Annotated in this window: 19 protein-coding genes and 1 pseudogene; 14 read left to right on the top strand and 6 right to left on the bottom strand. The window is 42.2% G+C overall.

The annotated features are described in order from the left end of the window. Positions 1-67 precede the first annotated feature (67 nt). Together J4861_RS05615 and J4861_RS05620 are read left to right on the top strand one after the other, a co-directional pair. Positions 68-418: a type II toxin-antitoxin system RelE/ParE family toxin gene (locus tag J4861_RS05615; protein WP_036924972.1), complete on the top strand. Its 351-nt coding sequence runs from the start codon at positions 68-70 to the stop codon at positions 416-418. Between the two features lie 3 nt (positions 419-421). Next, positions 422-733, top strand: a complete 312-nt coding sequence (locus J4861_RS05620; protein ID WP_211817180.1) for a helix-turn-helix domain-containing protein — start codon at positions 422-424, stop codon at positions 731-733. Positions 734-1155: 422 nt separating this feature from the next. On the opposite strand, the gene J4861_RS05625 is transcribed toward J4861_RS05620, so the two are convergent. Further along, positions 1156-1644, bottom strand: coding sequence for a Dps family protein (locus J4861_RS05625; RefSeq protein ID WP_211817181.1), 489 nt, complete (start codon positions 1642-1644; stop codon positions 1156-1158). A 290-nt stretch (positions 1645-1934) separates the two neighbouring features. Then, positions 1935-2423 (bottom strand): Dps family protein, encoded by a 489-nt coding sequence (locus tag J4861_RS05630; RefSeq protein ID WP_211817182.1) that lies wholly within the window; start codon positions 2421-2423, stop codon positions 1935-1937. Between the two features lie 332 nt (positions 2424-2755). On the opposite strand from J4861_RS05630, the gene guaB reads away from it, so the two are divergent. The 7 genes and pseudogenes from guaB to J4861_RS05665 all read left to right on the top strand — a co-directional run. Continuing rightward, positions 2756-4240: an IMP dehydrogenase gene (gene guaB / locus J4861_RS05635; RefSeq protein ID WP_211817183.1), complete on the top strand. Its 1485-nt coding sequence runs from the start codon at positions 2756-2758 to the stop codon at positions 4238-4240. A gap of 74 nt (positions 4241-4314) precedes the next feature. Next, complete coding sequence (locus tag J4861_RS05640) at positions 4315-5739, top strand: peptidylprolyl isomerase (protein WP_211817184.1); 1425 nt, start codon at positions 4315-4317, stop codon at positions 5737-5739. Positions 5740-5756: 17 nt separating this feature from the next. Next, positions 5757-7199 (top strand): peptidylprolyl isomerase, encoded by a 1443-nt coding sequence (locus J4861_RS05645; protein ID WP_211817185.1) that lies wholly within the window; start codon positions 5757-5759, stop codon positions 7197-7199. 53 nt (positions 7200-7252) lie between these two features. Further along, entirely contained in the window at positions 7253-9127 is a 1875-nt protein-coding gene (locus J4861_RS05650; protein ID WP_211817751.1) for an OstA-like protein, read from the top strand. Between the two features lie 62 nt (positions 9128-9189). After that, on the top strand, positions 9190-9480 hold the full coding sequence (locus J4861_RS05655) for a ubiquitin carboxyl-hydrolase (RefSeq protein WP_211817186.1): 291 nt from the start codon (positions 9190-9192) through the stop codon (positions 9478-9480). An 8-nt stretch (positions 9481-9488) separates the two neighbouring features. Beyond that, positions 9489-11381 (top strand): DNA mismatch repair endonuclease MutL, encoded by a 1893-nt coding sequence (gene mutL / locus J4861_RS05660; protein WP_211817187.1) that lies wholly within the window; start codon positions 9489-9491, stop codon positions 11379-11381. Positions 11382-11605: 224 nt separating this feature from the next. After that, positions 11606-11826 (top strand): annotated as a pseudogene (locus J4861_RS05665) (transposase); the annotation flags it as partial. A gap of 117 nt (positions 11827-11943) precedes the next feature. On the opposite strand, the gene J4861_RS05670 reads toward J4861_RS05665, so the two are convergent. From J4861_RS05670 to J4861_RS05680, 3 genes are all read right to left on the bottom strand, one after another. Next, the gene (locus J4861_RS05670) at positions 11944-12390 is read right to left on the bottom strand and encodes an HU family DNA-binding protein (RefSeq protein WP_211817188.1); all 447 of its coding nucleotides are present in this window, start codon (positions 12388-12390) and stop codon (positions 11944-11946) included. 378 nt (positions 12391-12768) lie between these two features. Then, the gene (locus J4861_RS05675) at positions 12769-14373 is read right to left on the bottom strand and encodes a hypothetical protein (RefSeq protein WP_211817189.1); all 1605 of its coding nucleotides are present in this window, start codon (positions 14371-14373) and stop codon (positions 12769-12771) included. Between the two features lie 36 nt (positions 14374-14409). Next, a complete protein-coding gene (locus tag J4861_RS05680) occupies positions 14410-14616 on the bottom strand; it encodes a hypothetical protein (RefSeq protein WP_249110872.1) in 207 nt (68 codons plus the stop codon). Between the two features lie 954 nt (positions 14617-15570). On the opposite strand from J4861_RS05680, the gene J4861_RS05685 reads away from it, so the two are divergent. Then, on the top strand, positions 15571-16734 hold the full coding sequence (locus J4861_RS05685; RefSeq protein ID WP_211817190.1) for an OmpA family protein: 1164 nt from the start codon (positions 15571-15573) through the stop codon (positions 16732-16734). A gap of 172 nt (positions 16735-16906) precedes the next feature. Here J4861_RS05685 and lplA read toward each other — a convergent pair whose 3' ends face one another. Further along, positions 16907-18730: a bifunctional lipoate--protein ligase/lipoyl synthase gene (lplA, locus tag J4861_RS05690; protein WP_211817191.1), complete on the bottom strand. Its 1824-nt coding sequence runs from the start codon at positions 18728-18730 to the stop codon at positions 16907-16909. Positions 18731-18950: 220 nt separating this feature from the next. Here lplA and J4861_RS05695 point away from each other — a divergent pair, with 220 nt between their 5' ends. The 4 genes from J4861_RS05695 (at position 18951) to J4861_RS05710 (ending at position 22235) form a co-directional block, all read left to right on the top strand. Beyond that, positions 18951-19358 carry an FMN-binding protein gene (locus J4861_RS05695; RefSeq protein ID WP_211817192.1) on the top strand — a complete coding sequence of 136 codons (408 nt, stop codon included), beginning with the start codon at positions 18951-18953 and terminating at the stop codon, positions 19356-19358. A gap of 28 nt (positions 19359-19386) precedes the next feature. Continuing rightward, complete coding sequence (locus J4861_RS05700) at positions 19387-19671, top strand: putative quinol monooxygenase (RefSeq protein ID WP_211817193.1); 285 nt, start codon at positions 19387-19389, stop codon at positions 19669-19671. A gap of 743 nt (positions 19672-20414) precedes the next feature. After that, on the top strand, positions 20415-20618 hold the full coding sequence (locus J4861_RS05705; protein WP_249110873.1) for a hypothetical protein: 204 nt from the start codon (positions 20415-20417) through the stop codon (positions 20616-20618). A 33-nt stretch (positions 20619-20651) separates the two neighbouring features. Beyond that, positions 20652-22235 (top strand): hypothetical protein, encoded by a 1584-nt coding sequence (locus J4861_RS05710; protein ID WP_211817195.1) that lies wholly within the window; start codon positions 20652-20654, stop codon positions 22233-22235. Positions 22236-22286 lie beyond the last annotated feature (51 nt).

Genomic DNA, 22286 nt, shown 5'->3' on the forward strand with positions numbered 1-22286 from the left:
ATCTTAATAATGTAATTAATTTGTTCCATTTATTTGGATATATGTAATCTATTTATTACCTTTGCTTATGGATAAAGTTGTAAGAGAAGTCATCTACTCGCCAGAGTATGAAGCCTATTATGCAGGCTTAGATTCAAAAACTAAAGAGAAATACGATTATGTGGAGCATATTATTAAAACACAAGATGTCGTAAAGAAGAATTATGTGAAGCATTTAGAGAATACAGATCTTTATGAGGCACGTATTTCCTTGGGTAGTAATGAGTATCGCACAATTCTGTTTGCGGTGAATGCTCCCAGTTTTATGCAAGCAACAAAGATCTTGTATCTTAATTCTTTCTTAAAGAAAGATACGAAACAATATAAACGTGAGATAAGCAAGGCTTATAGATTGTTGGAAAATTATATGGAGGAATAAGATATGATAAAGTTAGATGAAAAAAAGTTAGCAAAGTTACGTACCTCTTCTGAGCACTTAACAGAGAAATATGGGGAACTTGGATCGCCTGAACGCGAAGAGTTTGAGGCACGTGCCAAGGCTTACTATTATGCAGAACTGCTTAAGGAACAGCGCAAGCAGCAGAAGATGACCCAGCAACAGTTGGCTGATAAGATAGGTAAGAAGCGAGAGTATATCTCAAATATTGAGCGTGGAAACAGTGATATGCAGCTTTCTACTTTTATGCAGATTGCGAATGCTTTAGGACTTCGTTTTGCTTTGGTTGTTGGATAGTTACACAGGTGATAAGTAATAAGTTGGCTTTGTTTTAATCGTACATTGTAAGGTATTTAATGCTTAGCACCATTGGTGTTTACCAACAGCACGATATGTGCGGAGCATTAGCACGACATGTGCGGAGCGATAATATAATCGTTGAGGATGAAAAAATAGAGCCGTTACAGTTATTATAAAGAATGCTGTAAGCTAAAGAGAGTGAACTAACATAAGAAGTGTTTACTGGAAAGTTTTTGGGGAAAAACTTTTACTTGTAGGTAAACAAAACAAGAAAGAGGCTGAATCAGATAGTAATCAGTGGCTAATAATGAGGGATTGCAAGTGTTGTGAATCCTTTACTAAAGTCCTCTGATAGATGCACATAATGTGCATTCTCACTTCTGATTCAGCCTCTTGGCTATTTATTATAGTATAATGAATTACTCAGCGCAACTCTGTGAGCTAACAGCAACGAGCATCCAAACAGTCTTTTCCTGACCAACGAGGAAGTCATTCATCAATGAAACTGTTGTGTCATCGTGTGCCTCAGTAGCAAGGTCAATGATTCTACGCTCACGAGCAATCAGTGTCTTGTAGTAATCGAGAAGCAAGTCGAGAGCTTCTTTGCTGCAACTAACAACGTCAGCCTCTTTGATTTCAGATGTTTGCAGATATATACTGAAACGGCTCTCTGGTGTACTGCCCAACTGAAGGATACGCTCTGCAACCTCATCAACCTTCTCTGCTGCATCGTTGTAAAGTTCCTCATACTTACTGTGCATTACAAAGAAACCATGTCCCTTCACGTTCCAGTGGAAGTTGCGGAGGTTGCTGTAGAACACCTGGAAGTCTGCCAGCAAAACTGAAAGTTCATTTACTACGCCCTGTACCTTCTTCTCGTCTAAACTCAATACTTCTAATCTTTTCATCTTAAATACGTTTAAGTTAATAATTTAAAATCTCAATAGTAAAGATAGCGGTTATATCTTATAAAGCAATAGAGAATGACTATCTTTTATACTATTTTATATATCAATACTTGTTTTGTGTTGATAATCAGTCTTTTTCCTAATCTTAATAAGTTCTATGCTCATGTGAGATATTCTCAACTGTATGCATAGAATACAGCTATCTATGTCTATAATTGGTAGAGGCTGAGACAATGATTTGTCTTCAAGCTTGACTCAGCCCCTTACTTATATATGATAATGTTTCTGTATTATTCAGCGCAACTCTGCGAGCTAACAGCAACGAGCATCCAAACAGTCTTTTCCTGACCAACGAGGAAGTCATTCATCAATGAAACTGTTGTGTCATCGTGTGCCTCAGTAGCAAGGTCAATGATTCTACGCTCACGAGCAATCAGTGTCTTGTAGTAATCGAGAAGCAAGTCGAGAGCTTCTTTGCTGCAACTAACAACGTCAGCCTCTTTGATTTCAGATGTTTGCAGATATACACTGAAACGGCTCTCTGGTGTACTGCCCAACTGAAGGATACGCTCTGCTACCTCATCAACCTTCTCTGCTGCATCGTTGTAAAGTTCCTCATACTTGCTATGCAATACAAAGAAACCATGTCCCTTTACGTTCCAGTGGAAATTACGGAGGTTGCTGTAGAATACCTGAAAATCTGCCAGCAAAACTGAAAGTTCATTTACTATGTTCTCTACTTTCTTTTCGTTTAATCCTAATACTTCTAATTTTTTCATCTTGAATATGTTTTTAAGTTGTTGTTTCTTGTTTACGAGTGCAAAGTTAGTGGGTTTTTCAATCTACCACAACAGATAAAATCTATGTACTAATTGATATAATCTATATTTGCTTATTATTGATTGATAATGAGGAGATTATTGTCGATGTATAGACTTTTGTAAAGTGTGGATTTGTACTTAGTGTTTTATAGTTACTGGCGAAAAGCAGGGAATATGTTGAGGAATAAATATTAAATACTTTTAATAAGGTGTGAGAAAAACTGGAAAAAGCCAGTCTGTTTGATTTTAAATTGCTAAATTTGCATGCAATAAATTTCTAAAATACAATTATGTCATCATTTGTTGCAGACAAAATCACGATGGACGGCTTAACCTACGATGACGTCCTTTTAATTCCGGCTTATTCAGAAGTACTGCCTAAAGAGGTGGTCTTGAAAACCAAGTTTTCACGTAACATTGATCTTAATGTACCTTTCGTTACAGCAGCTATGGACACCGTTACGGAGAGTTCTATGGCGATTGCGATTGCGCGTGAAGGTGGTATCGGTGTTATTCATAAGAATATGAGCATCGAAGACCAGGCACGTCAGGTGGCTATTGTGAAGCGAGCTGAAAATGGTATGATTTATGATCCAGTTACTATCCGTAAGGGTCGTACAGTGAAAGATGCGCTTGAGATGATGGCAGACTACCATATCGGTGGTATTCCTGTAGTAGATGAGGAGAATCATCTCGTGGGTATTGTTACCAATCGTGACCTTCGTTTCGAACGTCATTTGGATAAGCTCATTGATGATGTGATGACTAAGGAGAATCTTGTTACAACTCATCAGCAAACTGATCTTACTGCAGCTGCGCATATTTTGCAAGAGAATAAGATTGAGAAATTACCAGTAGTCGACCGTGAGAATCGTCTCGTTGGTTTGATTACTTATAAAGATATTACCAAAGCCAAGGATAAGCCTATGGCATGTAAGGATGAGAAGGGTCGTCTTCGTGTTGCTGCTGGTGTTGGTGTGACTGCTGATACGATGGAGCGCGCACAGGCACTTGTTGCTGCTGGTGTTGATGCTATCGTTATTGACACTGCTCACGGACACTCTGCCGGTGTGATTGGCAAGCTGCATGATGTGAAGGCTGCCTTCCCTAACCTTGATGTTGTTGTGGGTAACATTGCAACTGGTGAGGCTGCTAAGTTCTTGGTCGACAATGGTGCTGATGCAGTTAAGGTAGGTATCGGTCCTGGTTCTATCTGTACAACACGTGTTGTTGCAGGTGTTGGTGTGCCACAGCTGAGTGCTATTTATGATGTTTGCAAGGCATTGGAAGGTACTGGTGTGCCATTGATTGCTGATGGTGGTTTACGTTACTCAGGCGATGTTGTTAAGGCATTGGCAGCAGGTGGTAGCAGCGTGATGGTAGGTTCATTGGTTGCTGGTACAGAAGAGTCACCTGGTGATACAATTATCTTCAACGGACGTAAGTTCAAGAGCTATCGTGGTATGGGCTCATTGGAGGCTATGGAGCAGAAGAATGGTTCACGTGACCGTTACTTCCAGAATGATGTAGGCGATGTTAAGAAGCTCGTCCCAGAGGGTATTGCTGGTCGTGTTCCTTACAAGGGAACTGTTCAGGAAGTTATCTATCAGCTTGTCGGTGGTCTTCGCTCAGGTATGGGATATTGTGGTGCGGCTTCTATCAAAGACTTGCATAATGCTAAGTTTACCCGCATCACCAATGCTGGTGTATTGGAGAGTCATCCACATGATATTTCAATTACCAGTGAGGCACCAAACTATTCGCGTCCAGAATAATATAAAAGACGATAAATCATTCGCCCTCTTTCCTGTTTTTCAGGGGAGAGGGTCCCTGCGTTAAAAGAATAATAATGAAATTCAAAGTAATTCTGTCAGCCCTCTTGCTTTCAACGACAATGGCATATGGGCAGACTGACCCAACGATAATGACTATTAACGGACAGCCGGTGAGCCGTTCGGAATTTGAGTATTCGTATAATAAGAATAACGCTGATGGTGTGATTGATAAGAAGAGTGTGGATGAGTATGTCGACCTCTTTATCAATTACAAACTAAAGGTACAGGCTGCACTCGATGCGCAGCTTGATACGCTCAGCTCTTTTAAAAAGGAGTTCCTCAGCTATCGTAACCAGCAGGTACGCCCAACTTTCATCACAGATGCTGATGTTGAGGCGGAAGGACATAAACTTTATCGTGAAGCTCAGCAGCAGGTAGAGGCTAATGGAGGTATGTGGAACTGCGCACATATCCTCATCGGTTTGTATCAGAATGCTGATAAGGAAGCTGCAGAAGCAGCAAAGCAGTTGGCAGACTCTCTCTATAACGCTCTTCGTGGTGGTGCAGATTTTGCTGAACTGGCTAAGAAATATTCCACAGATGTTAACTCTGCCATGAACGGTGGGCAGTTGTTACATCTTCAGAAAGGACAGACAGTACCTGAGTTTGAGAAGGCTCTGTTTGCTTTGAAGCCAGGTGAGATAAGTGCTCCTGTACTTTCTCCTTTTGGTTATCATATCATTAAGATGGGTGGTCGTGAGAGTTTCCCAACTTATGAAACACTTCGTCCAGATATCATGCAGTATATCGAGATGCAAGGTTTGCGTGAGCAGATTATTGATCAGAAACTCGATTCTATTGTAGAGAGTGAGGGCAAGACGGTCACACAGAATCAACTGCTCGACAGAAAACTTGCTTCTTTGGAGGAGAAAGATGCAAGCATGAAAAATCTTATCCGTGAGTATCATGATGGTTTACTGATGATTGAAATGAGTAACCGTGAGGTTTGGGATAAGGCTGCTAAGGATGAAAAGGCACTTGAAGCCTATTTCCGTAAGCATAAAAAACAATATAAGTGGACTGAACCACGTTTTAAGGGTATTGCCTATCACGTGAAAACAAAGGAAGATGTTGAGGCTGTGAAGGTATGTGTGAGGAATGTACCTTTCAATCAGTGGGCAGAGAAACTGCGTGATAAGTTCAATGCTGACAATACTATCCGTATTCGTGTGGAGAAAGGTATCTTCCGAAAGGGGGATAATGCGCTGGTAGACCGTGATGTTTTCGGTGCGAAGACGACTGTGAAACCAGTTAATGGATATCCTATTGATGCCGTGTTCGGTAAGAAGATAAAGGCTCCAGAGGGTATGGAAGATGTACGCGACCTTGTTGTTTCCAACTATCAGGAGGAACTTGAGAAGGCATGGGTAGAAGCATTGCGCAAAAAGTATAAAGTAGTTGTTGATAAGAAGGTTCTTTCAACAGTCAATAAGCATTAAGATAATACAGCATTTCAATGAAAATAAATAAAGGAAAGACAATAGTCCTGCTTGCAGGAACAGTTCTTACAGCAATGGGTTTGCATGCAGGTGCATTTCGTGCAAGCGGTCCTGTTGCTCTGTCAGACTCTGTAAAGACTGAGACTGCTGCCGTAGATAAGCCAAACAGTGTTGTTGATGAGGTTATTTGGGTAGTTGGTGATGAACCTATCTTGAAGTCTGAAGTTGAGATAATGAGACTGCAAAGCGAGGCTGAAGGTACGAAATGGGATGGCGACCCTGAGTGTATTCTACCTGAACAGATAGCTGTTCAAAAGCTTTTCCTCCATCAGGCAGCCCTCGATAGTGTTGAGGTGAGCGAGTCAGAGATTGCACGTGGTATAGATGATCAGATTAATTACTGGATTTCTCTTCCACAGATTGGCTCAAAGGAGAAGCTCGAAGCGTTCCAGAATAAGAGTATGACACAGATCCGCCAAGACCTGCATGACGATTATAAGAACCGTTTACTTGTACAGAAGGTACAGCAGAATCTGGTTAATGACGTGGCTGTTTCCCCTGCTGAGGTACGCGAATACTTTAAGAAGTTGCCAGTGGATAGTATTCCAATGATTCCAACAACGGTTGAAGTAGAGATACTTACGCAGACTCCAAAGATTGAAACAGAGGAGATAAATCGTATTAAAAACCAACTGCGTGACTATACTGACCGTGTGACGAAGGGCGAGACTTCTTTTGCTACATTGGCACGTCTTTACTCAGAAGACCCAGGTTCTGCTCGTCAAGGTGGCGAGTTAGGTTATATGGGACGTGGTGTACTCGACCCTGCATTTGCTGCTGCAGCCTTTAATCTTACTGACCCAAAGAAGATTTCAAAGGTTGTTGAGAGTGAGTTTGGCTACCACATTATCCAACTTATTGACCGTCGTGGTGATAAGGTTAATGTCCGTCATATCCTCTTGAAGCCAAATGTTTCAATAGCTTCTATCGATGCAGCTAAGGAGCGTTTGGATTCTATTGGTAAGGATATCAAGAGTGGTAAGTTTACATTCGAGGATGCAACGGCTTATCTTTCAGATGATAAAGATACGAAGAACAATCATGGATTGATGGTTAACTCTGTAGAGAACAGTCGTACTTCACGCTTTAAGATGAAGGAACTGCCAACAGAGGTGGCTCGTGTCGTTGATACAATGAAGGTTGGCGAGGTCTCAATGCCATTCCAAATGGTTAATGCTCGTGGTAAGGTTGTTTGTGCTATAGTGAAGTTGAAAGCACGTATCCCTGAACACCGAGCAACGATAACAGAAGACTTCCAGACGATGCGCGATATTGTTACAGCTAAGCGCAGAAAGGAAGTACTGCATGATTGGGTTGTAAAGAAGGTAAAGGAGACCTATGTGAGGATTAATCCTCGTTATAGAAGTTGTAATTTCCAATACGAAGGTTGGCTTAAATGACAATAAACAACAAGTATAAAAACATATTTTGCGGGCATAGAATCTTGATTACTATGATTCTATGCCTGTTTGGGCTATGGCAATCCCAGTCGCTCCGAGCACAGAATACAACGGAGAAGAAAGGAGATAAGTTCTATATTGACCATGCCGACAATCTGCGTCATAACCAGTTGGAAATGCCTGATGTGATGATTGCTAAAGGCGATGTTCGTTTCCGATATAAGGGTATGACACTTAAGTGCGATAGTGCTTATTTCAATGAGAAGTCTAATTGGTTCAAAGCTTTCAGCCGTGTACATATCACTCGCCCTGGCGGAGTGAACCTTGACTGCCAACGCTTACATTATGATGGCTTTGGACAAATGGTTCATGCACGCGGTAAGGTGGTAGTAAGAGAACCTGGTCGCTCTCTCCGTTGTGATAGCTTGGACTATAACACAGCCTCTAAGGTGGCTAACTACTTCGGAGGACGTGGTACATTGGTTTACAATGGTAACACGGTGGTTGCCGATCAGGGTGATTACAATACGGAAACGCATGATGCCAACTTCTTTGGTAACGTTGTGATGTTTACGCCGAAGTATCGCATTACAACACCAGAGGCGCATGGTAATACTGAAACGGGTCTTGTTCATGTTATTGGTAAGTCGGTTATCAAGACTGCCAAGGGCGAAGTTGTACATACCAATGATGGTACTTATAATAGCAAGACCGACCAGATGGAGCTTAATGGACGCTCTACTATCACTTCCCCAAAGCAGGATGTTGAAGGCGATAATATTGTCTATAACAGTTCAACAGGAGAAGCAGAAGGTCATGGTAATGTGAAGATAGTCGACAAGGCAAACAACCGCACTATCATCGGTCAGGATGTGTTCTATAACGAGAAGACTGGTCATAGTAACGCACGTGGTAATGTTAAGATAGATGACCGTAAGGCACAGCGTGTTATTACAGGTGATGAAGTGACTTACAATGCCAAGACTGGTTATAGTGCAGGACGTGGAAATGTGAAGATTGTCGACAAGTTAAAGCAGCGCACCATTACTGGTCGTGACCTTACCTACAATAGTAATACACATGAGGGAACTGGTGAAGGAAACGTTTATTACATCGACTACAAGGGTAAGCACGCTTTCTATGGCGACTACCTACATTATACTGATTCCGCAGCGATAGCCTTTGGTGGTAATCCTGGACCTGTTGCAAAAGACTTCTCACAAGGTGACACGCTCTTTGTTCATGCTGATACTATTAGTATGAAGGGATTTCATATGAATACTCCACAGATGTATCGTGAGATATATGGTGTGAATAATGTTCGTGCCTATCGTACGGACGTGCAAGCGGTATGTGGTTTTATGGTAGCTAACACCAAGGATTCTTGTCTAACAATGTATGATTATCCAATCGTGTGGAGTGGTACACGTCAGTTGGTGGGCGATTCTATTAAGGCATATATGAACGACTCAACCATCCGTCAGGCGTTTGTGTATGGCAATGCTTTCTCTATTGAAAAGCTTCCTGAACCCAAATACTACAACCAGATATCCTCTAATGACATGCGTGCTGACTTTGTCAATGGTGCTGTTCGTCGTGTTGATGCGTGGGGAAATGTGGAAGTAGTCTTCTATCATACCGATAAGGATAGTACGCTTATTGGGCATAATTATACAGAAACAGATACGCTTCGGATGTTTATCTCACCTGTTCGAAAGCTACAGAAGATATGGATGTCAAAGTCGAATGGCGTTATTAGTCCGATGACACAGATACCACCAGACAAGTTGACACTGCCTCGCTTTGAACTTTTCGATGAGGCACGACCTAAGGATAAGAACGATATCTTCCGACTTGCACCACGTAAGACGAGTGCAACCGTACGTAATTCGCGAGTGTCTTTACCACCTCGTCAGCAAATAGAATGACGTCTTTGGGTCTTATATACAGACCCATTTGACGTTTTATTAAGTAATACTCCACAATAATAATGCTATTCTTCCAATCATCACGCCCCCGTCGTTTCCATCATGAATATATGTATGTGGACGAACGTAAGGAACTGCTCAATGATATAGAGCAGCGTGCTCGGCATGAGTTGAATGGTGAAGAGGTGCCTGAGGGTAAGTATCGGGAGGAACTACAGCGCAAAATCAGTGGTTCGCTGAAGCCTGAAGTGTTGCGCCATAGAGGTAATCGTTTTACGGCAATGTGGGTGTCGTTGATTCTTTCTGCAGGTGTCATTGCTCTTCTTACCTTATTTTTATTCATTGCTTTATAGAATCATTCATGAGTGATATCATACAACTTTTACCAGATAGTGTAGCCAACCAGATTGCAGCTGGTGAGGTTATCCAGCGTCCAGCTTCGGTTATTAAGGAGTTGGTGGAGAATGCCATTGATGCTGGAGCAACGCATATTGATGTGTTGGTGGTAGATGCTGGCCGCACTTCTATTCAGGTAATCGATGATGGAAAGGGTATGTCAGAGACGGATGCACGCCTTTCTTTTGAGCGTCATGCCACTTCTAAGATTCGTAAGGCTGATGACCTCTTCTCTCTTCGTACGATGGGTTTCCGTGGAGAGGCATTGGCTTCTATTGCTGCGGTGGCTCAGATAGAGTTAAAGACTCGTATGGAGAGCGAGGATTTGGGTACACACCTGTCTATTGCTGGCAGTCGTTTTATGGGTCAGGAGCCTTGCTCTTGTCCTGTGGGAAGTAATTTCTTGGTAGAGAATCTCTTCTTCAACGTACCTGCTCGACGTAAGTTTTTGAAGTCGAATACTACCGAACTCAATAATATCATTACAGCTTTTGAGCGCATCGTATTGGTTTATCCACAGATATCCTTCACGCTGCACAGCAATGGTACAGAACTTTTTAGTCTGCGTGCTTGTAGCTATCGTCAGCGCATTGTGGAGGTTTTTGGTAAGCGTCTCAATCAGGATCTTCTGCCGATAGATGTTGATACGAGCCTTTGTCATATCCATGGCTTTGTTGGTAAGCCAGAGTCTGCACGTAAGAAAGCACCTCATCAGTATTTCTTCGTCAACGACCGCTATATGAAACATCCTTATTTTCATAAGGCAGTCATCACGGCTTTCAACCGACTTATCCCACAAGGAGAGCAGGTTCCTTACTTTCTTTATTTCGATGTACCAGCAGAGAATATCGATGTGAATATTCATCCGACAAAGACTGAGATAAAGTTTGAGAACGAACAGGCTATTTGGCAGATTCTACTTGCAGCTGTAAAGGAGGCTGTAGGACGCTTTAATGATATTCCTGCTATTGACTTTGATACGGAGGGGAAACCTGATATTCCTGTGTTCAATCCTAATATAGGAATGTCTGCACCAAAGGTAGACTTCAATCCTGCTTATAACCCTTTCAAGCAGACATCTCAACCTGCTAAGTCTTCAGTTCCAGATGGATGGGAAGAACTCTATGCTGACTTGGGTACTGGTGGTGAAATTCGTCAGTCAAAACTTTTTGAACAGCGTGAGGATGAGATGATAAGCAGTAGCTTGAGTTCTGTAAGCGATACCATTGAGGAAGGGACTATCATCCCTTCTGCAGCTACACAGTCCGCAGCAGAGTCGTTGATAGAAGACAAGGCACCCTCTCATTATCAGTATAAGGGCTGTTATATCATGACAGCTGTGAAGTCGGGACTTATGATTATTGACCAGCATCGCGCACATATTCGTATTCTCTATGAGGAGTATTTGCGCCAGCTGTCTGAACATAAAGTACATTCCCAGAAAGTACTCTTCCCTGAGATGGTCCAATTCTCCGTCTCCGACCAAGTTGTTCTCGACCAGATCCTGCCTGAAATGGCAGAGATGGGCTTCCAACTCGATAGCCTTGGTGGTGGTAGTTATGCTGTTAACGGTGTTCCTGCAGGTATAGAAGGACTGAATGTCGTTGCGCTTATCAATGACATGGTAGCTTCGGCAATGGAGAGCGGAACGAGTGCGAAGGAAGAAATCGATCAAGCACTGGCATTGAGTCTTGCACGTAATGCAGCCATACCACAAGGTCAGGTGCTGAGTAGTATGGAAATGGATAATATTGTCAACGAACTCTTTGCTTGTAGTAATGTCAACTATACGCCTTCTGGTGAACTGGTAATTGCGATTATGAAGCAGCCAGATATTGAACATCTTTTCGATAGTTGATAGTCTTTGATGATAATTGGTTTTATTGGGGGTGTGTCAAAATTGATACCCTCTCTTTTTTGCACAAAGCCCCGACTTTCTCAAGCCAGGGCTTTGTTATTTCCTAAAGTTTTGTACCTTTAGGCATACAAAAAAACTAATTATGACAAAGGTACACTTTCGCTCTTACATACACAAGCAAATGATTCTTTTTCCTCAAAAAACTGATAAGGATATTGCAGAAGATGACCTACAAGCGGTTTAGACATTTTGGAAAAGACAAGGTCAATATGGACTTTGCCTTCTTTGCCATTGCGTTTAACATAGGAAAAATGTGCAAACAAACAAACTTAAGGAACTAAAAGCCCTTATGGAGGTACTTTTAGTCAACTTTAGATGCTATATAGAAGTTCACATAGGCTATTTGAAGCCCAACAAACAATTTTATTTGAAATTAGCAGCATAGCTGCAGTAAATAACGAATTATGTGACAGACAAAGTAAAGGGGGATAAAAAAAGAGGGGTATCAATTTTGACACACCCTCCTTTTTTGTTTATCTTTGCCTAACAGGCAACCCTCCTTTTAGTCCTCTGGCACAGGTCCAGGATTCTCTCCACTTCCCTTGTCTTTATGAGAAGGTTTTGAACTGGAGTTTTCCTCCTTCACCGTCTCATACGAGTTTTCGCGCAAAGCGGCTTTTAGTTCCACGCCCGGTGTAAACGTTACGCGTGGTTTGATCGTTTCGGTCTTAAAAGCCTTTACTGTCGCAGCCCCCTCGCTTGAAAGTGTCAAGCGCATCGTGCCGAACTCGCCCAACTGCACACTAAAACCATCGCGGAGGTAATGAGGCAGACAATCCATAAAGTTTGACAGCACGTTTTCGATGTCACCATGTGTGAGTGAAGAACGCCCCGCAATGTCGTGCGCAATATCTCGCAAATTCTTCTTACCAGCATTGACAGGACTAGCATAATACTTCACTTCCGATTTCTTTTGCGGATTTTTCCGCTGAACCATTTTGATTTTCATGTGGTTATAAGATTTAAATTATTAATTATTATCGCACTGCACTTTGCAGCACTTCTTAATGCTCAAAAAAAAACAATATTCAAAGGTCAAAATTCAAAACCCAAAGGTCAAAGAAAAAATTATATACGGTTAGCCGAAAATTTTTATTTGATATAAATTTATTTCTAACCGCTTCCCCATAAATTTCTAACCGTATATAAATTTATGGGGAACCGTATATAAATTTTCTTCCGAACGTAGGAAATTTTTTCTGTATCCCATCCCCCCATTTACCTAACTTCATATCCTGTACATTCTATTGAATGTGGCGACAAACTCCCACTTATCTCGTTAGGCACACACTCTCTGCAAAAGAGGGCTGAGGTGAGGCTTTTAGGGCTACTCAAACTTCCCGACTCTGCACCCGTAGTCGCGGGAGACGTAGTGCACTTGAACGAAACCGCTGAAGAACTCCAGGAAATACGCTTGGACAGGGTACGCCGGAAGAGCACTAGATGACCAATAATTGGCGAAGATACCAACGGCATTCAGCTGATTAGAGAGGTAGCGACCCAAGACGGGCAGGTAGAAGTAATTACCGGCATCGGCTGCGGAAGGAACACCTGAATTGATACTACTGCTGGTGTTGGTGTAGAACTTCACTGTTGTACGTAAGTCTGTTGAACCATCAGCGGATTTCTCAGGGTCGTAATGATTCTCTGCCTGCAACACAGACTTCTTCTTAAACCACATGCCTCCTTTATATAAATGACCCATAGTGGCCCATAATTCGTCTGCGTCCCAACGTGGATCGCCGTACATACAATACCAAGACATCTCGTTAGCGTTAGGAAGGTCTTTGCATGGGGTGTGAGTAGCTGGATTGCTTACGCCATGACCTGGGATATACTCGTTGTAGTAACGAGAGTCTGCGTTACTCTTAGCGTAATCATTTGAGGTTGTTGCACCTGTAAGACCTTGACTAAGTGTTGGCTGGCTACCACTGTGATCCCATTCGTGCCCCTTCCAGTATTGATCCTGTGCATCCCACATATAGTAATGGTCACCGTCGTAATCCTTTACGTTGAGATTGGCTGTCATGTCGTAGTAAGTGTTCTTGTCGTAATTGAATGATGGCAAGACTTTGGTGATAGTTCCTTCTACATTAGTGTCGTAGTCCTTTACCCAATAACGAACCTTAAGCGTATGTGCACCTGGTTTGATGAGCATGTAAACCTTATCAGCTGTAGAGATAGAGGCTGCATTGGTGAAAGCGAAACCTTTCTCGTTAGTGCTGCCTGCTGCGGGGTCTTTTGTAGTTAAGATAATTTGTTTGCTACCTGCTGAACTATTCAAGTTTCCTGTGCTAGGATCGATAGTGTAGGTTTCCGCAATATCGTCATCTGAATTTACTTCAATTTTGGTCAAGTAGCAGTTCTTCAATACTGCGTTGCTTGTGTAAGGCTGGAAGACGAGGTAAGCTGGCTGATGTTCTAACTGGAAGCTAAAGATGCTACCGCCTAAAGTACCTGTTGCCGTGGCTGTACCGTAGTCGCCAGAATCGCCAAGGTGATCGGTTGCATTCGGCTTTGTTTGGGTCTGGGCTGTTGGAATCGTTACTTGATTACCGCCACCATTCTTGCCGAGATAGTAAACCTTATAAGTTGCGCTTGCTCCGAATTTTCCAGGAACTTTGAACTTGAACGAAGCTGAATGTGCATGAGCTGCATCTACGGCATTACTTACTTGCATCGTGCCGTCGTCGTCCTTTACGTATATCTTATCGCCCTCTTCCCAATAGAAATCGCCTGTTGCATAATCGATTGAGGTGCGAGTCTGTGTTGGTGCATCTGCAACAAAGGTTGCAAAGCCTTTGCTGTTCTCTCCATCCTTGCCATTCTGTGCGATGTCTTCGTTGGCACAAGAGACGCCTGCTAGTGCTATACTGAAAAGTGCTGCAAGGGAGAATAAACGTGTCTTAAATAATTGTTTTGTTTTCATCATTACTTTTTCTAATTTGTGATTATAACTCTCATTTTACTAGTCTTCCCAAGAAGGGCTGTTCCATGTCTCTTCATTGTCTTCTTGCCAAGCTGGGGCTGATTTCGCACTGGCAGGTCCAGTACCATGATTTGCCTTCTTATGCTGGCCAGGCATGGATGTATCCATTAAATAACTAGTTTCATTCACTTGAATTATCGTGCAACGTGGTGCAGAATAATCCTTCTTTTCTTGTTTCTTTCTCATTGCTTTTTTGTTTTGATTAAAAATAGTTGTTATCTACTCTCTATTATGTGGCTTCATTGCTCACCTTTTATTATATACATCCTGATAAACTTGTCATCTCTCCCTCCTAACCGTTCGTTCTCTCCCCCTCTACAGGCAGACAGTGTATTACCACTGCCTGCCCGAGAAATCAACGAGAGAAAACAAACTATTACTAGAGAATTACAATGAATTATTGTGGTAAAATCAGTACCTAAAACGTTCTTATTTTGCTTTCTTGACAGCTTGCAAACGGGCACAAAAAAGCGAACAAAGGAAACTCTGTGAAGTCCTTTGTTTACAACGGTTACGCCACGCTTCGCGCGCGCGTAGGATGAAAGAAAAAAGGTATGATTAAACGCTAGGTGCGCCTGTGTGTGTGTGTGTGTGTGTGTGTGTTAGCAAAATATCTGAAACTACCAAATATAAAGCACTAAAAAAGGCAAAGAAATCAAAGTTTCTTTGCTGCGCTGGATTGGCTGGATATGTCATTGCTAATTGTTTCACGGCCGCAAAGGTAAGACATCTTTTTAGAACTGGCAAGGAAATCTAAAAGAAATATAGCATTTAGACAGAATAACTCTGAAAAGACAAAGCAGAAAGATAGAATAAGAAGATAGAAAGGCATAATAACAGATTAACTTTTTCATTAATTCAAATCTCTAAATAGTCTCGAAGACTAAGCATTCTATCTGGTCCATGCAGCTTTGATAAGGGAACTATTCGATGCAATATCTTTATTTATTGCAATTCATATTGCAAACTTAGAGATTTGGGTTTAATATTGATGTTCAACGTTAAATAAATTGTATTTTTTAGAAAAAAGCGACTATGATAGATTTTAATTATTATCTTTGTGAACAGGCTTTGTATTGCTGGTAAACACAGTCAGCAGTCAAGGAGCAGAATAGGTTAAGATCGTTAAATAATAAGATTATGAAAAAGTTATTGATAGTTTTGGCATTAGCTGGTGTGTCTATGACCAGTTTTGCCCAAGATGAAGTTCTCACTGAGAAGCATAGTGTTGCTACCAACTCGTTTTGGAGCAACTGGTTCGTACAACTTGGTGCAGACTGGAACGCATGGTATTCTAACCAAGAGCATGGTCGTGATGCAGCAATCAGTCCTTTGAAGGACTTCCGTTCAAAGCCGGGTGCAGCTTTTGCTATTGGTAAGTGGTTCACACCTGGTATCGGTCTTCGTACTAAGATACAGGGTATCTGGGGTAAGCGTGTCGGTGCTGGCAGCAATCCTGCTTCTCAGCTCGATAACAGCAACAAGTATTGGATTGCACAGGAGCAGGTGATGTTCAATTTGAGCAACCTCCTTTGCGGTTACAATGAAAACCGTGTTTGGAATCTGATTCCTTTTGCTGGTGCTGGTGTTGGACGTTCGATGTCAGCTAATCGTTATGCAATGGGACTGAGCGCAGGTCTTCAATCTTCTTGGAAGGTGAGCAAAGGAATGCGTGTCTATCTTGAAGCTGGTTGGAACCGTTATGAAGGCGACCTTGATGGTGCTGCATACGCTAACAATGAGCGTCGTGGATGGGAGTCACACGATAATAATCTTTATGCAGAAATTGGTTTGAACTTCAATATTGGTAAGGGTACTTGGAAGAAGAGTCCAGATATGGAAGCAATCAATACACAGCATCAGGCGGCTCTCGATGCACTGAATGCACGCCTTCAGGATGCAGAGGAAGAGAATGCACGTCTTCGTAATGAATTGGCAAATCAGAAGCCAGTTGAGACTGTGTCAGAGTCTGTGAAGCAATTAGTGACAACCCCTGTTTCAGTCTTCTTCGACATCAATAAGGCTACAATTGCTTCTCAGAAGGACCTTGTTAACGTACAGGCACTTGCGAAGTATGCTAAGGACAATAATAACAACCTTCTTGTGACAGGTTATGCTGACAGCGCAACGGGTTCTGCTGATTACAACCAAAAACTGTCTGAGCGTCGTGCAACAGTAGTTGCCAGCGAACTTGTTAAGATGGGTATTGAGAATAATAAGATTACGACTGTTGGTAAGGGTGGAGTAGAGACCTTGTCTCCAATCTCTTTCAACCGTCGTGCAACGGTTCAGATTACGGAATAAGATAAGTTCAATCAAAATATTTCTTAAATGCAAGTAGGGATACACGAGCGTGCATCCCTACTTTTTGTTATGGTGATAGGAGTAATTGGGCTTATTGGGCTAATTGGTCTAATAAGGCCAATACCATCCTTTTTTATTGAGCCTTCACATCTTCCATCGTTTAATCAATGGCTTAAACCCCTTCAGCAGCGTGATAAGACGAACGGACGAGCGGTCCACTTACTACATGTTTAAAACCCTTCTCTAATGCTATCCGCTTATATTCAGCAAACTTTTCGGGTGTGATATAGGCTTTAACAGGCAGGTGTTCGGCAGTAGGTTGGAGGTACTGACCGAGTGTGAGGCGTTGACAACCAGTTGAAAGGATGTCGTCCATTGTCTCTAAGATTTCTTCGTGAGTCTCACCTAAGCCGAGCATAAATCCAGTCTTGGCAGTGATACCACAGTTGGCTATCTCTCTCAGCACTTCTAGACTTCGTTCATAGCGTGCCACAGAACGCACCGATGGTGTGAGGCGACGCACTGTCTCCATGTTATGTCCTGCTACGTGGGGGTGTGTTGCCATGACTTGTCGTATGAGGTCAGCCTTTCCCATAAAGTCAGGAATAAGTAGTTCTATCTTTGTATCGGGGTTCAAACGGCGTATCTCTTCGATGGTCTTTATCCAATGAGCTGCACCATAGTCGGGTAGGTCGTCACGGTCAACAGAGGTGATGACGGCATAACGTAGTTTAAGAGCTTTCACTGACTCAGCTACACAACGTGGTTCATCAGGGTTGAGCAGTTTAGGTCTGCCACTTAATGTGTTGCAGAAACGACACTTTCGAGTACAGATATCACCGCCAATCATCAGCGTTGCCGTACGAGCCATCCAACATTCCGAGCGATTTGGACAGAGTCCACTCGTACAGATAGTGTTCATATGATGCTTGGCAAGGATGCCAGCCGTCTCACCAGTCGACTTCTTCGATGTAAGGTCAATCTTAAGCCAAGCTGGTTTCATCACGTGTGGCTCACGTCCGAAGAGTAAACGGAGGAACTGTCGCTGCTTCAAACCACGGATAATAGTGGATAGATCTATGTCTTCCAGCCTCTCTTCTACCGCCTCTCTCGTGAACTCACAGCTTTTAAGTAGGCTGAGGAAATCATGGTCGATATCGCCAAGAAGGAAGTAATCGCCCACCATATTGACGCTTCCAATGATGTTATTCTTTAGTTCAATATGGGCTTCAAGTGTTCCGACACCTTCAAAACGATGCTTTCGAATGAGGGAGTATTTGGGATTTTTACCATAAACAAATTCGTCAGAAGCCAGTTCTTTCTCTATCTCTGCAACTTCTTTCATGTCTTCTTCCGTTAGTTCGAGCACCTCAGTTCCACACATTTCCTGTCGTACATAGTCCATAAAAGCCAAGATATCTAACTGTGTATAGGTCGCAACATTCGTCACTCGTTGTCTGACAGACGCTACCCCCTTGCTTTGTAGTTTCTCTTTTGCAGGAGTGAGTGCATTAGACAGGTGGTCAAGTTGGGTATCAAAGAGTAGGGAGTTGTGCAGAACACTACGGTTAGACAGTTGATAGAAAGCACATCCCGATACTTTTGTTCCGTCAATGAGAATATCATTTCGACCCGATAACTGTGCATCAATCTTCAGTCCTTTTAGTAAGTCTGCCATTCGTTGCATATAAGCAGCAAAGGCTTCGTTGGCATTGACGGCACATGAAATATAAGAGAATTGTATGCAACCCTTGTCGGCATAGATACATCCGCCACCACTTTTCCGTCTGAAAATATTAATCTTGTGTTCTTTACAGTAGTCTGTATTGACTTCATTATCAATCAACTGATTGCGTCCTAACATAACTGTGGGGTTTACACGCCAACCCATAAAGTAGTCGTCATCGGTATAATGACGTGCTACATATTCTTCTACTGCAAAGTAGAAGGGCAGTTGATGAATGGTATCTGGTTTAGGTAGTAGTATATATTTCATCGTTGGTATTGATTGTTTATGGGAACAAATGTACAAATAAATTTACTAAAGAGAGAAGAAAGTTGGGAAAATAGTGAGGAAGGCACTATTAGTCTTATTAGCGTTATTATCCCAATAAGGCTAATATGCAACCCTTAAAAAATGCAAAAAGCAATCGTCGCTCTTATACTTTTCGTATTTTTGCAGTCGAATTTATCAGATAAACTAAAGGTAATAGGTTATGTTAAAAAAACAATTTGTATCAGTAGCAGCTGTAGCAGTACTAACTACAGGGGTTGCTTTTGCTGCAGTGCAGCAGGATAAGGTAATGTACAAGCAGGCAGATGGCACCTATGTTGTCAATACAACCAGCCTCTGTCCAAACGTAAAGGGATTTAAGGGTGCAACACCCGTAGAGGTTTATATCAAGAATAATAAGGTTATCAAGGTTGAGGCATTGCCAAATCGTGAAGGTCCTAAGTTCTATGATAAGGTGAAGCAGGGGTTATTTCTAAAGTTTAATGGTATGAAACTGTCAAAAGCAGCAAAGGCAGAGAGTATTGATGGTGTGACCGGAGCTACCTATACATCACGTGCTGTGAAGGAGAATATAGCTGCTGCTGTAGCTTACTATAAGAAGAACAAGTAAGAGTTAGTTAACTAAAAACATATAAGATATGATTAGATTAAATGTTTTTCTCAAGGTAAAGGCTGGTGTAACTACCGCCCAAGTGAAGGCTCTTACAGATGAATTAGTAGAACTTTCGCGTAAAGATGAAGGTAATAAAGGCTACGATTTGTTTGAGAGTACAACCCAACCTGGTGTTTTCCTTTTCTGTGAAACATGGGAAGACAAGGCTTGTTTAACTCGTCATGCTCGTTCAGAACATTTCACTCGCATTGTTCCTGAATTAGAAAAGTTGACAGATGGTGGCTTAAGCATTGAGCAGTTTGAACGCTAATTACAAATAGTCTTCTCTCTTCATTATTCTTTAGTCGTTGACTATTTAGTCGAATAGTGGGGTAAAGAAACTAAATTAAAAGAGCGTATCAAGGAGTCTTTAATCTTCTCAATACGCTCTTTCTTTATGTTTAGCAAACCTTTACCCCCTTTCGGTATCTACTGAGGGTGTGTCAAAATGCAAATTAATAACTTGACAACCTTCAATTTATAAGTAGGATTCTTCTAAAGACAAAGAATAGACCATTTCTTTACTCAAAATCGAGTACAGAAATGGTTATTTTTATTGGATTGTTTCAGACTGTAAGATTATAAAAATGGTATTTGTATTTTGACACATCCTCGCGGGGGTGAGGCTTTTTTTTCTTCTTTTCCTTGCTCATTCAATTTATTCTTCTTACCTTTGCCGCCGTGAAACAATTAGCAATGACATATCAAGTGAACGAAGTACTGCAAAGAATTATCAGATTCTTTGCATCTTTTTGCACTTTATCTTTGGTCAATCCAAATAATTTGCTAACACACACACACACACACACACACACACACACACACACACACAATATGCGCACCTAGCGTACAATAACACATTTTTTCTTCTCGCATACGCGCGCGAAGCGTGCCGTAACCCCTGTAAACAAAGGACTTCTAGGAGTTTCCTTTGTTCGCTTTTTTATGCCCTTTTTTGAACTCCATTTTAAGCAAAATAAGAACGAAATAACAACTATTTTAATCAATGAAGTAATGAGAAAAAAGCAAGTAAAGAAGAGTTATTCTGCACCAGCGTGTATGATAATTCAAGTCAACGAAGTCACTTATTTGATGGATACGTCTTTCCCCAGTCAGCACAGAAAGGCAAACCATGCTACTGGTCCAGCTGCTGCTAAGGCAAGTCAATGGAATGATGAAGACTTAGAAGATGAAAACACATCTTCATGGGAAGACTAACAGAGAGTTATTAACAAAGAGAACAAAGTAACAATGAAGCAAACAATGAAACGACATTCATTCACATCACAACTAAAGTCCTTGGCACTTGTATTTGGTGTAGCCTTGGCTTTTGCATCCTGCGCTAATGAGGATGTTGCACAGAACCCAACGAACCCCAATGAGGATAACGACAAGAACCTAACGACTTTCGTAGCAGGCGAAGAAGCTAAGACCCGTACCTCAATGGACTACACCAGTGGTAATTTCTATTGGGAAGCAGACGACTATATCTACGTAAAGGACGACGATGGCGTATTACAGAAGAGTACAAACGCCCCAACCCAAAAGGTAGCTGCTTTTAAGTATAAAGTTCCAGGTAAGTTTATAGTCCATAGCAGTTATAAGGTTTATTACTTGGGCAAATACAACTTCGGCGGCAACTCTGTAAGTATCTTGACCAGCCAGAGCCAGACAGCTCCGGACAATACCGAGCACTTCGGCACAGCAGGCGATTACGGTACTGCTACCGCTACAAAGGTAACAGGTAAGAATCAGTTCGAGTTCGTGTTGGAGCATCAGCCAGCTTACTTGGTTTTCCAGCCTTACACAAGTAACACTATTCTACAAAACTGCTACTTAACTAAGGTAGAGGTAAGTTCTGACAATGATATAGCCGAGACCTACACTGTCAATACAACTACGGGTGCTTTGAAGGCTTCTGCAGGTACAGGTGGCAAGAATATTGTCTTGATAACAAAAGGCGGTAGCAATCCAAACGGCTTCCCACTGACTAACAGCGCAGCTAACGTAACCACTAACGGAGCTTACATGGTAATAAAGCCAGGAACTCATACCTTAAGGGTACGTTATTGGGTAAAGGACGTGGCAACAAATGTGGAGGGCACCATAACCAAGACATATCCATCCACAGCTTACGCTTCCAACACTTACTACGACATGAAAGCAAACCTTGACGTGAAGAATTACGATGGCGACCATTACTACATGTGGGATGCAGAGAAACAGTACTGGAAGGGGCACGAATGGAATCTCGGTGGCAGCCAACCAACGCTGCCGACTCAGTCTGCCAGCAGCGATTACCCTCAGAGCAGCGGTGATACTTACAATCGTTGGTATCACGAGGGTGGCGGTTCCGGTGAATTCAATGCAACTCAGAGTTGCGCAGGTCTTCCTAACGTTAACGAGATGATATGGTACGTAGCAAAGGGTGATCCTCACTGGGATAGAACTGAATTATGGACTAATATGGGGCATTTATGTCAAGGTGGTATGTGGTTTAAGAAGAAGGCATATATAAGTGGATACAATGCCAATACCGATGTTGACGGAATCGATAGACGAACTTACGGAGGAGCTTTTACCGGTGCGTATTATTCTACTGATCTCCTCGAGGTAGTCGATGCAGGCAATTATTTTTACCTGCCCGCCTTGGGTGGCTATAGTTCTGGTCAGCTGAACGATCGTGACGGCTATAACCTCAGCGGTCACTATTGGTCGTCAAGTGCTCACCCATGGCATAGAGATGAAGCGTACAATTTGGAATTCGGCATGAACGGTTTCTCTGTGATAAACCGCGAACGCAACAATGGTTTTAGAGTCGGTGCTTTTGAGTAGTCCTTATGATTGCTCCTTTTAGAGGCGTCGTCCTCTAAAAGGCGACACCTT

It is taken from the genome of Prevotella melaninogenica, assembly GCF_018127925.1.
Lineage (GTDB): Bacteria > Bacteroidota > Bacteroidia > Bacteroidales > Bacteroidaceae > Prevotella > Prevotella melaninogenica_C.

Coding starts and splice junctions, on each gene's coding strand:
- J4861_RS05620 (WP_211817180.1), top strand. CDS start 422: ATGATAAAGTTAGATGAAAAAAAGTTAGCAAAGTTACGTACCTCTTCT.
- J4861_RS05700 (WP_211817193.1), top strand. CDS start 19,387: ATGATTAGATTAAATGTTTTTCTCAAGGTAAAGGCTGGTGTAACTACC.
- mutL (WP_211817187.1), top strand. CDS start 9,489: ATGAGTGATATCATACAACTTTTACCAGATAGTGTAGCCAACCAGATT.
- J4861_RS05705 (WP_249110873.1), top strand. CDS start 20,415: ATGAGAAAAAAGCAAGTAAAGAAGAGTTATTCTGCACCAGCGTGTATG.
- J4861_RS05710 (WP_211817195.1), top strand. CDS start 20,652: ATGAAGCAAACAATGAAACGACATTCATTCACATCACAACTAAAGTCC.
- J4861_RS05695 (WP_211817192.1), top strand. CDS start 18,951: ATGTTAAAAAAACAATTTGTATCAGTAGCAGCTGTAGCAGTACTAACT.
- J4861_RS05680 (WP_249110872.1), bottom strand. CDS start 14,616: ATGAGAAAGAAACAAGAAAAGAAGGATTATTCTGCACCACGTTGCACG.
- guaB (WP_211817183.1), top strand. CDS start 2,756: ATGTCATCATTTGTTGCAGACAAAATCACGATGGACGGCTTAACCTAC.
- J4861_RS05670 (WP_211817188.1), bottom strand. CDS start 12,390: ATGAAAATCAAAATGGTTCAGCGGAAAAATCCGCAAAAGAAATCGGAA.
- J4861_RS05655 (WP_211817186.1), top strand. CDS start 9,190: ATGCTATTCTTCCAATCATCACGCCCCCGTCGTTTCCATCATGAATAT.
- J4861_RS05625 (WP_211817181.1), bottom strand. CDS start 1,644: ATGAAAAGATTAGAAGTATTGAGTTTAGACGAGAAGAAGGTACAGGGC.
- J4861_RS05645 (WP_211817185.1), top strand. CDS start 5,757: ATGAAAATAAATAAAGGAAAGACAATAGTCCTGCTTGCAGGAACAGTT.
- J4861_RS05630 (WP_211817182.1), bottom strand. CDS start 2,423: ATGAAAAAATTAGAAGTATTAGGATTAAACGAAAAGAAAGTAGAGAAC.
- J4861_RS05685 (WP_211817190.1), top strand. CDS start 15,571: ATGAAAAAGTTATTGATAGTTTTGGCATTAGCTGGTGTGTCTATGACC.
- J4861_RS05615 (WP_036924972.1), top strand. CDS start 68: ATGGATAAAGTTGTAAGAGAAGTCATCTACTCGCCAGAGTATGAAGCC.
- lplA (WP_211817191.1), bottom strand. CDS start 18,730: ATGAAATATATACTACTACCTAAACCAGATACCATTCATCAACTGCCC.
- J4861_RS05650 (WP_211817751.1), top strand. CDS start 7,253: ATGATTCTATGCCTGTTTGGGCTATGGCAATCCCAGTCGCTCCGAGCA.
- J4861_RS05640 (WP_211817184.1), top strand. CDS start 4,315: ATGAAATTCAAAGTAATTCTGTCAGCCCTCTTGCTTTCAACGACAATG.
- J4861_RS05675 (WP_211817189.1), bottom strand. CDS start 14,373: ATGATGAAAACAAAACAATTATTTAAGACACGTTTATTCTCCCTTGCA.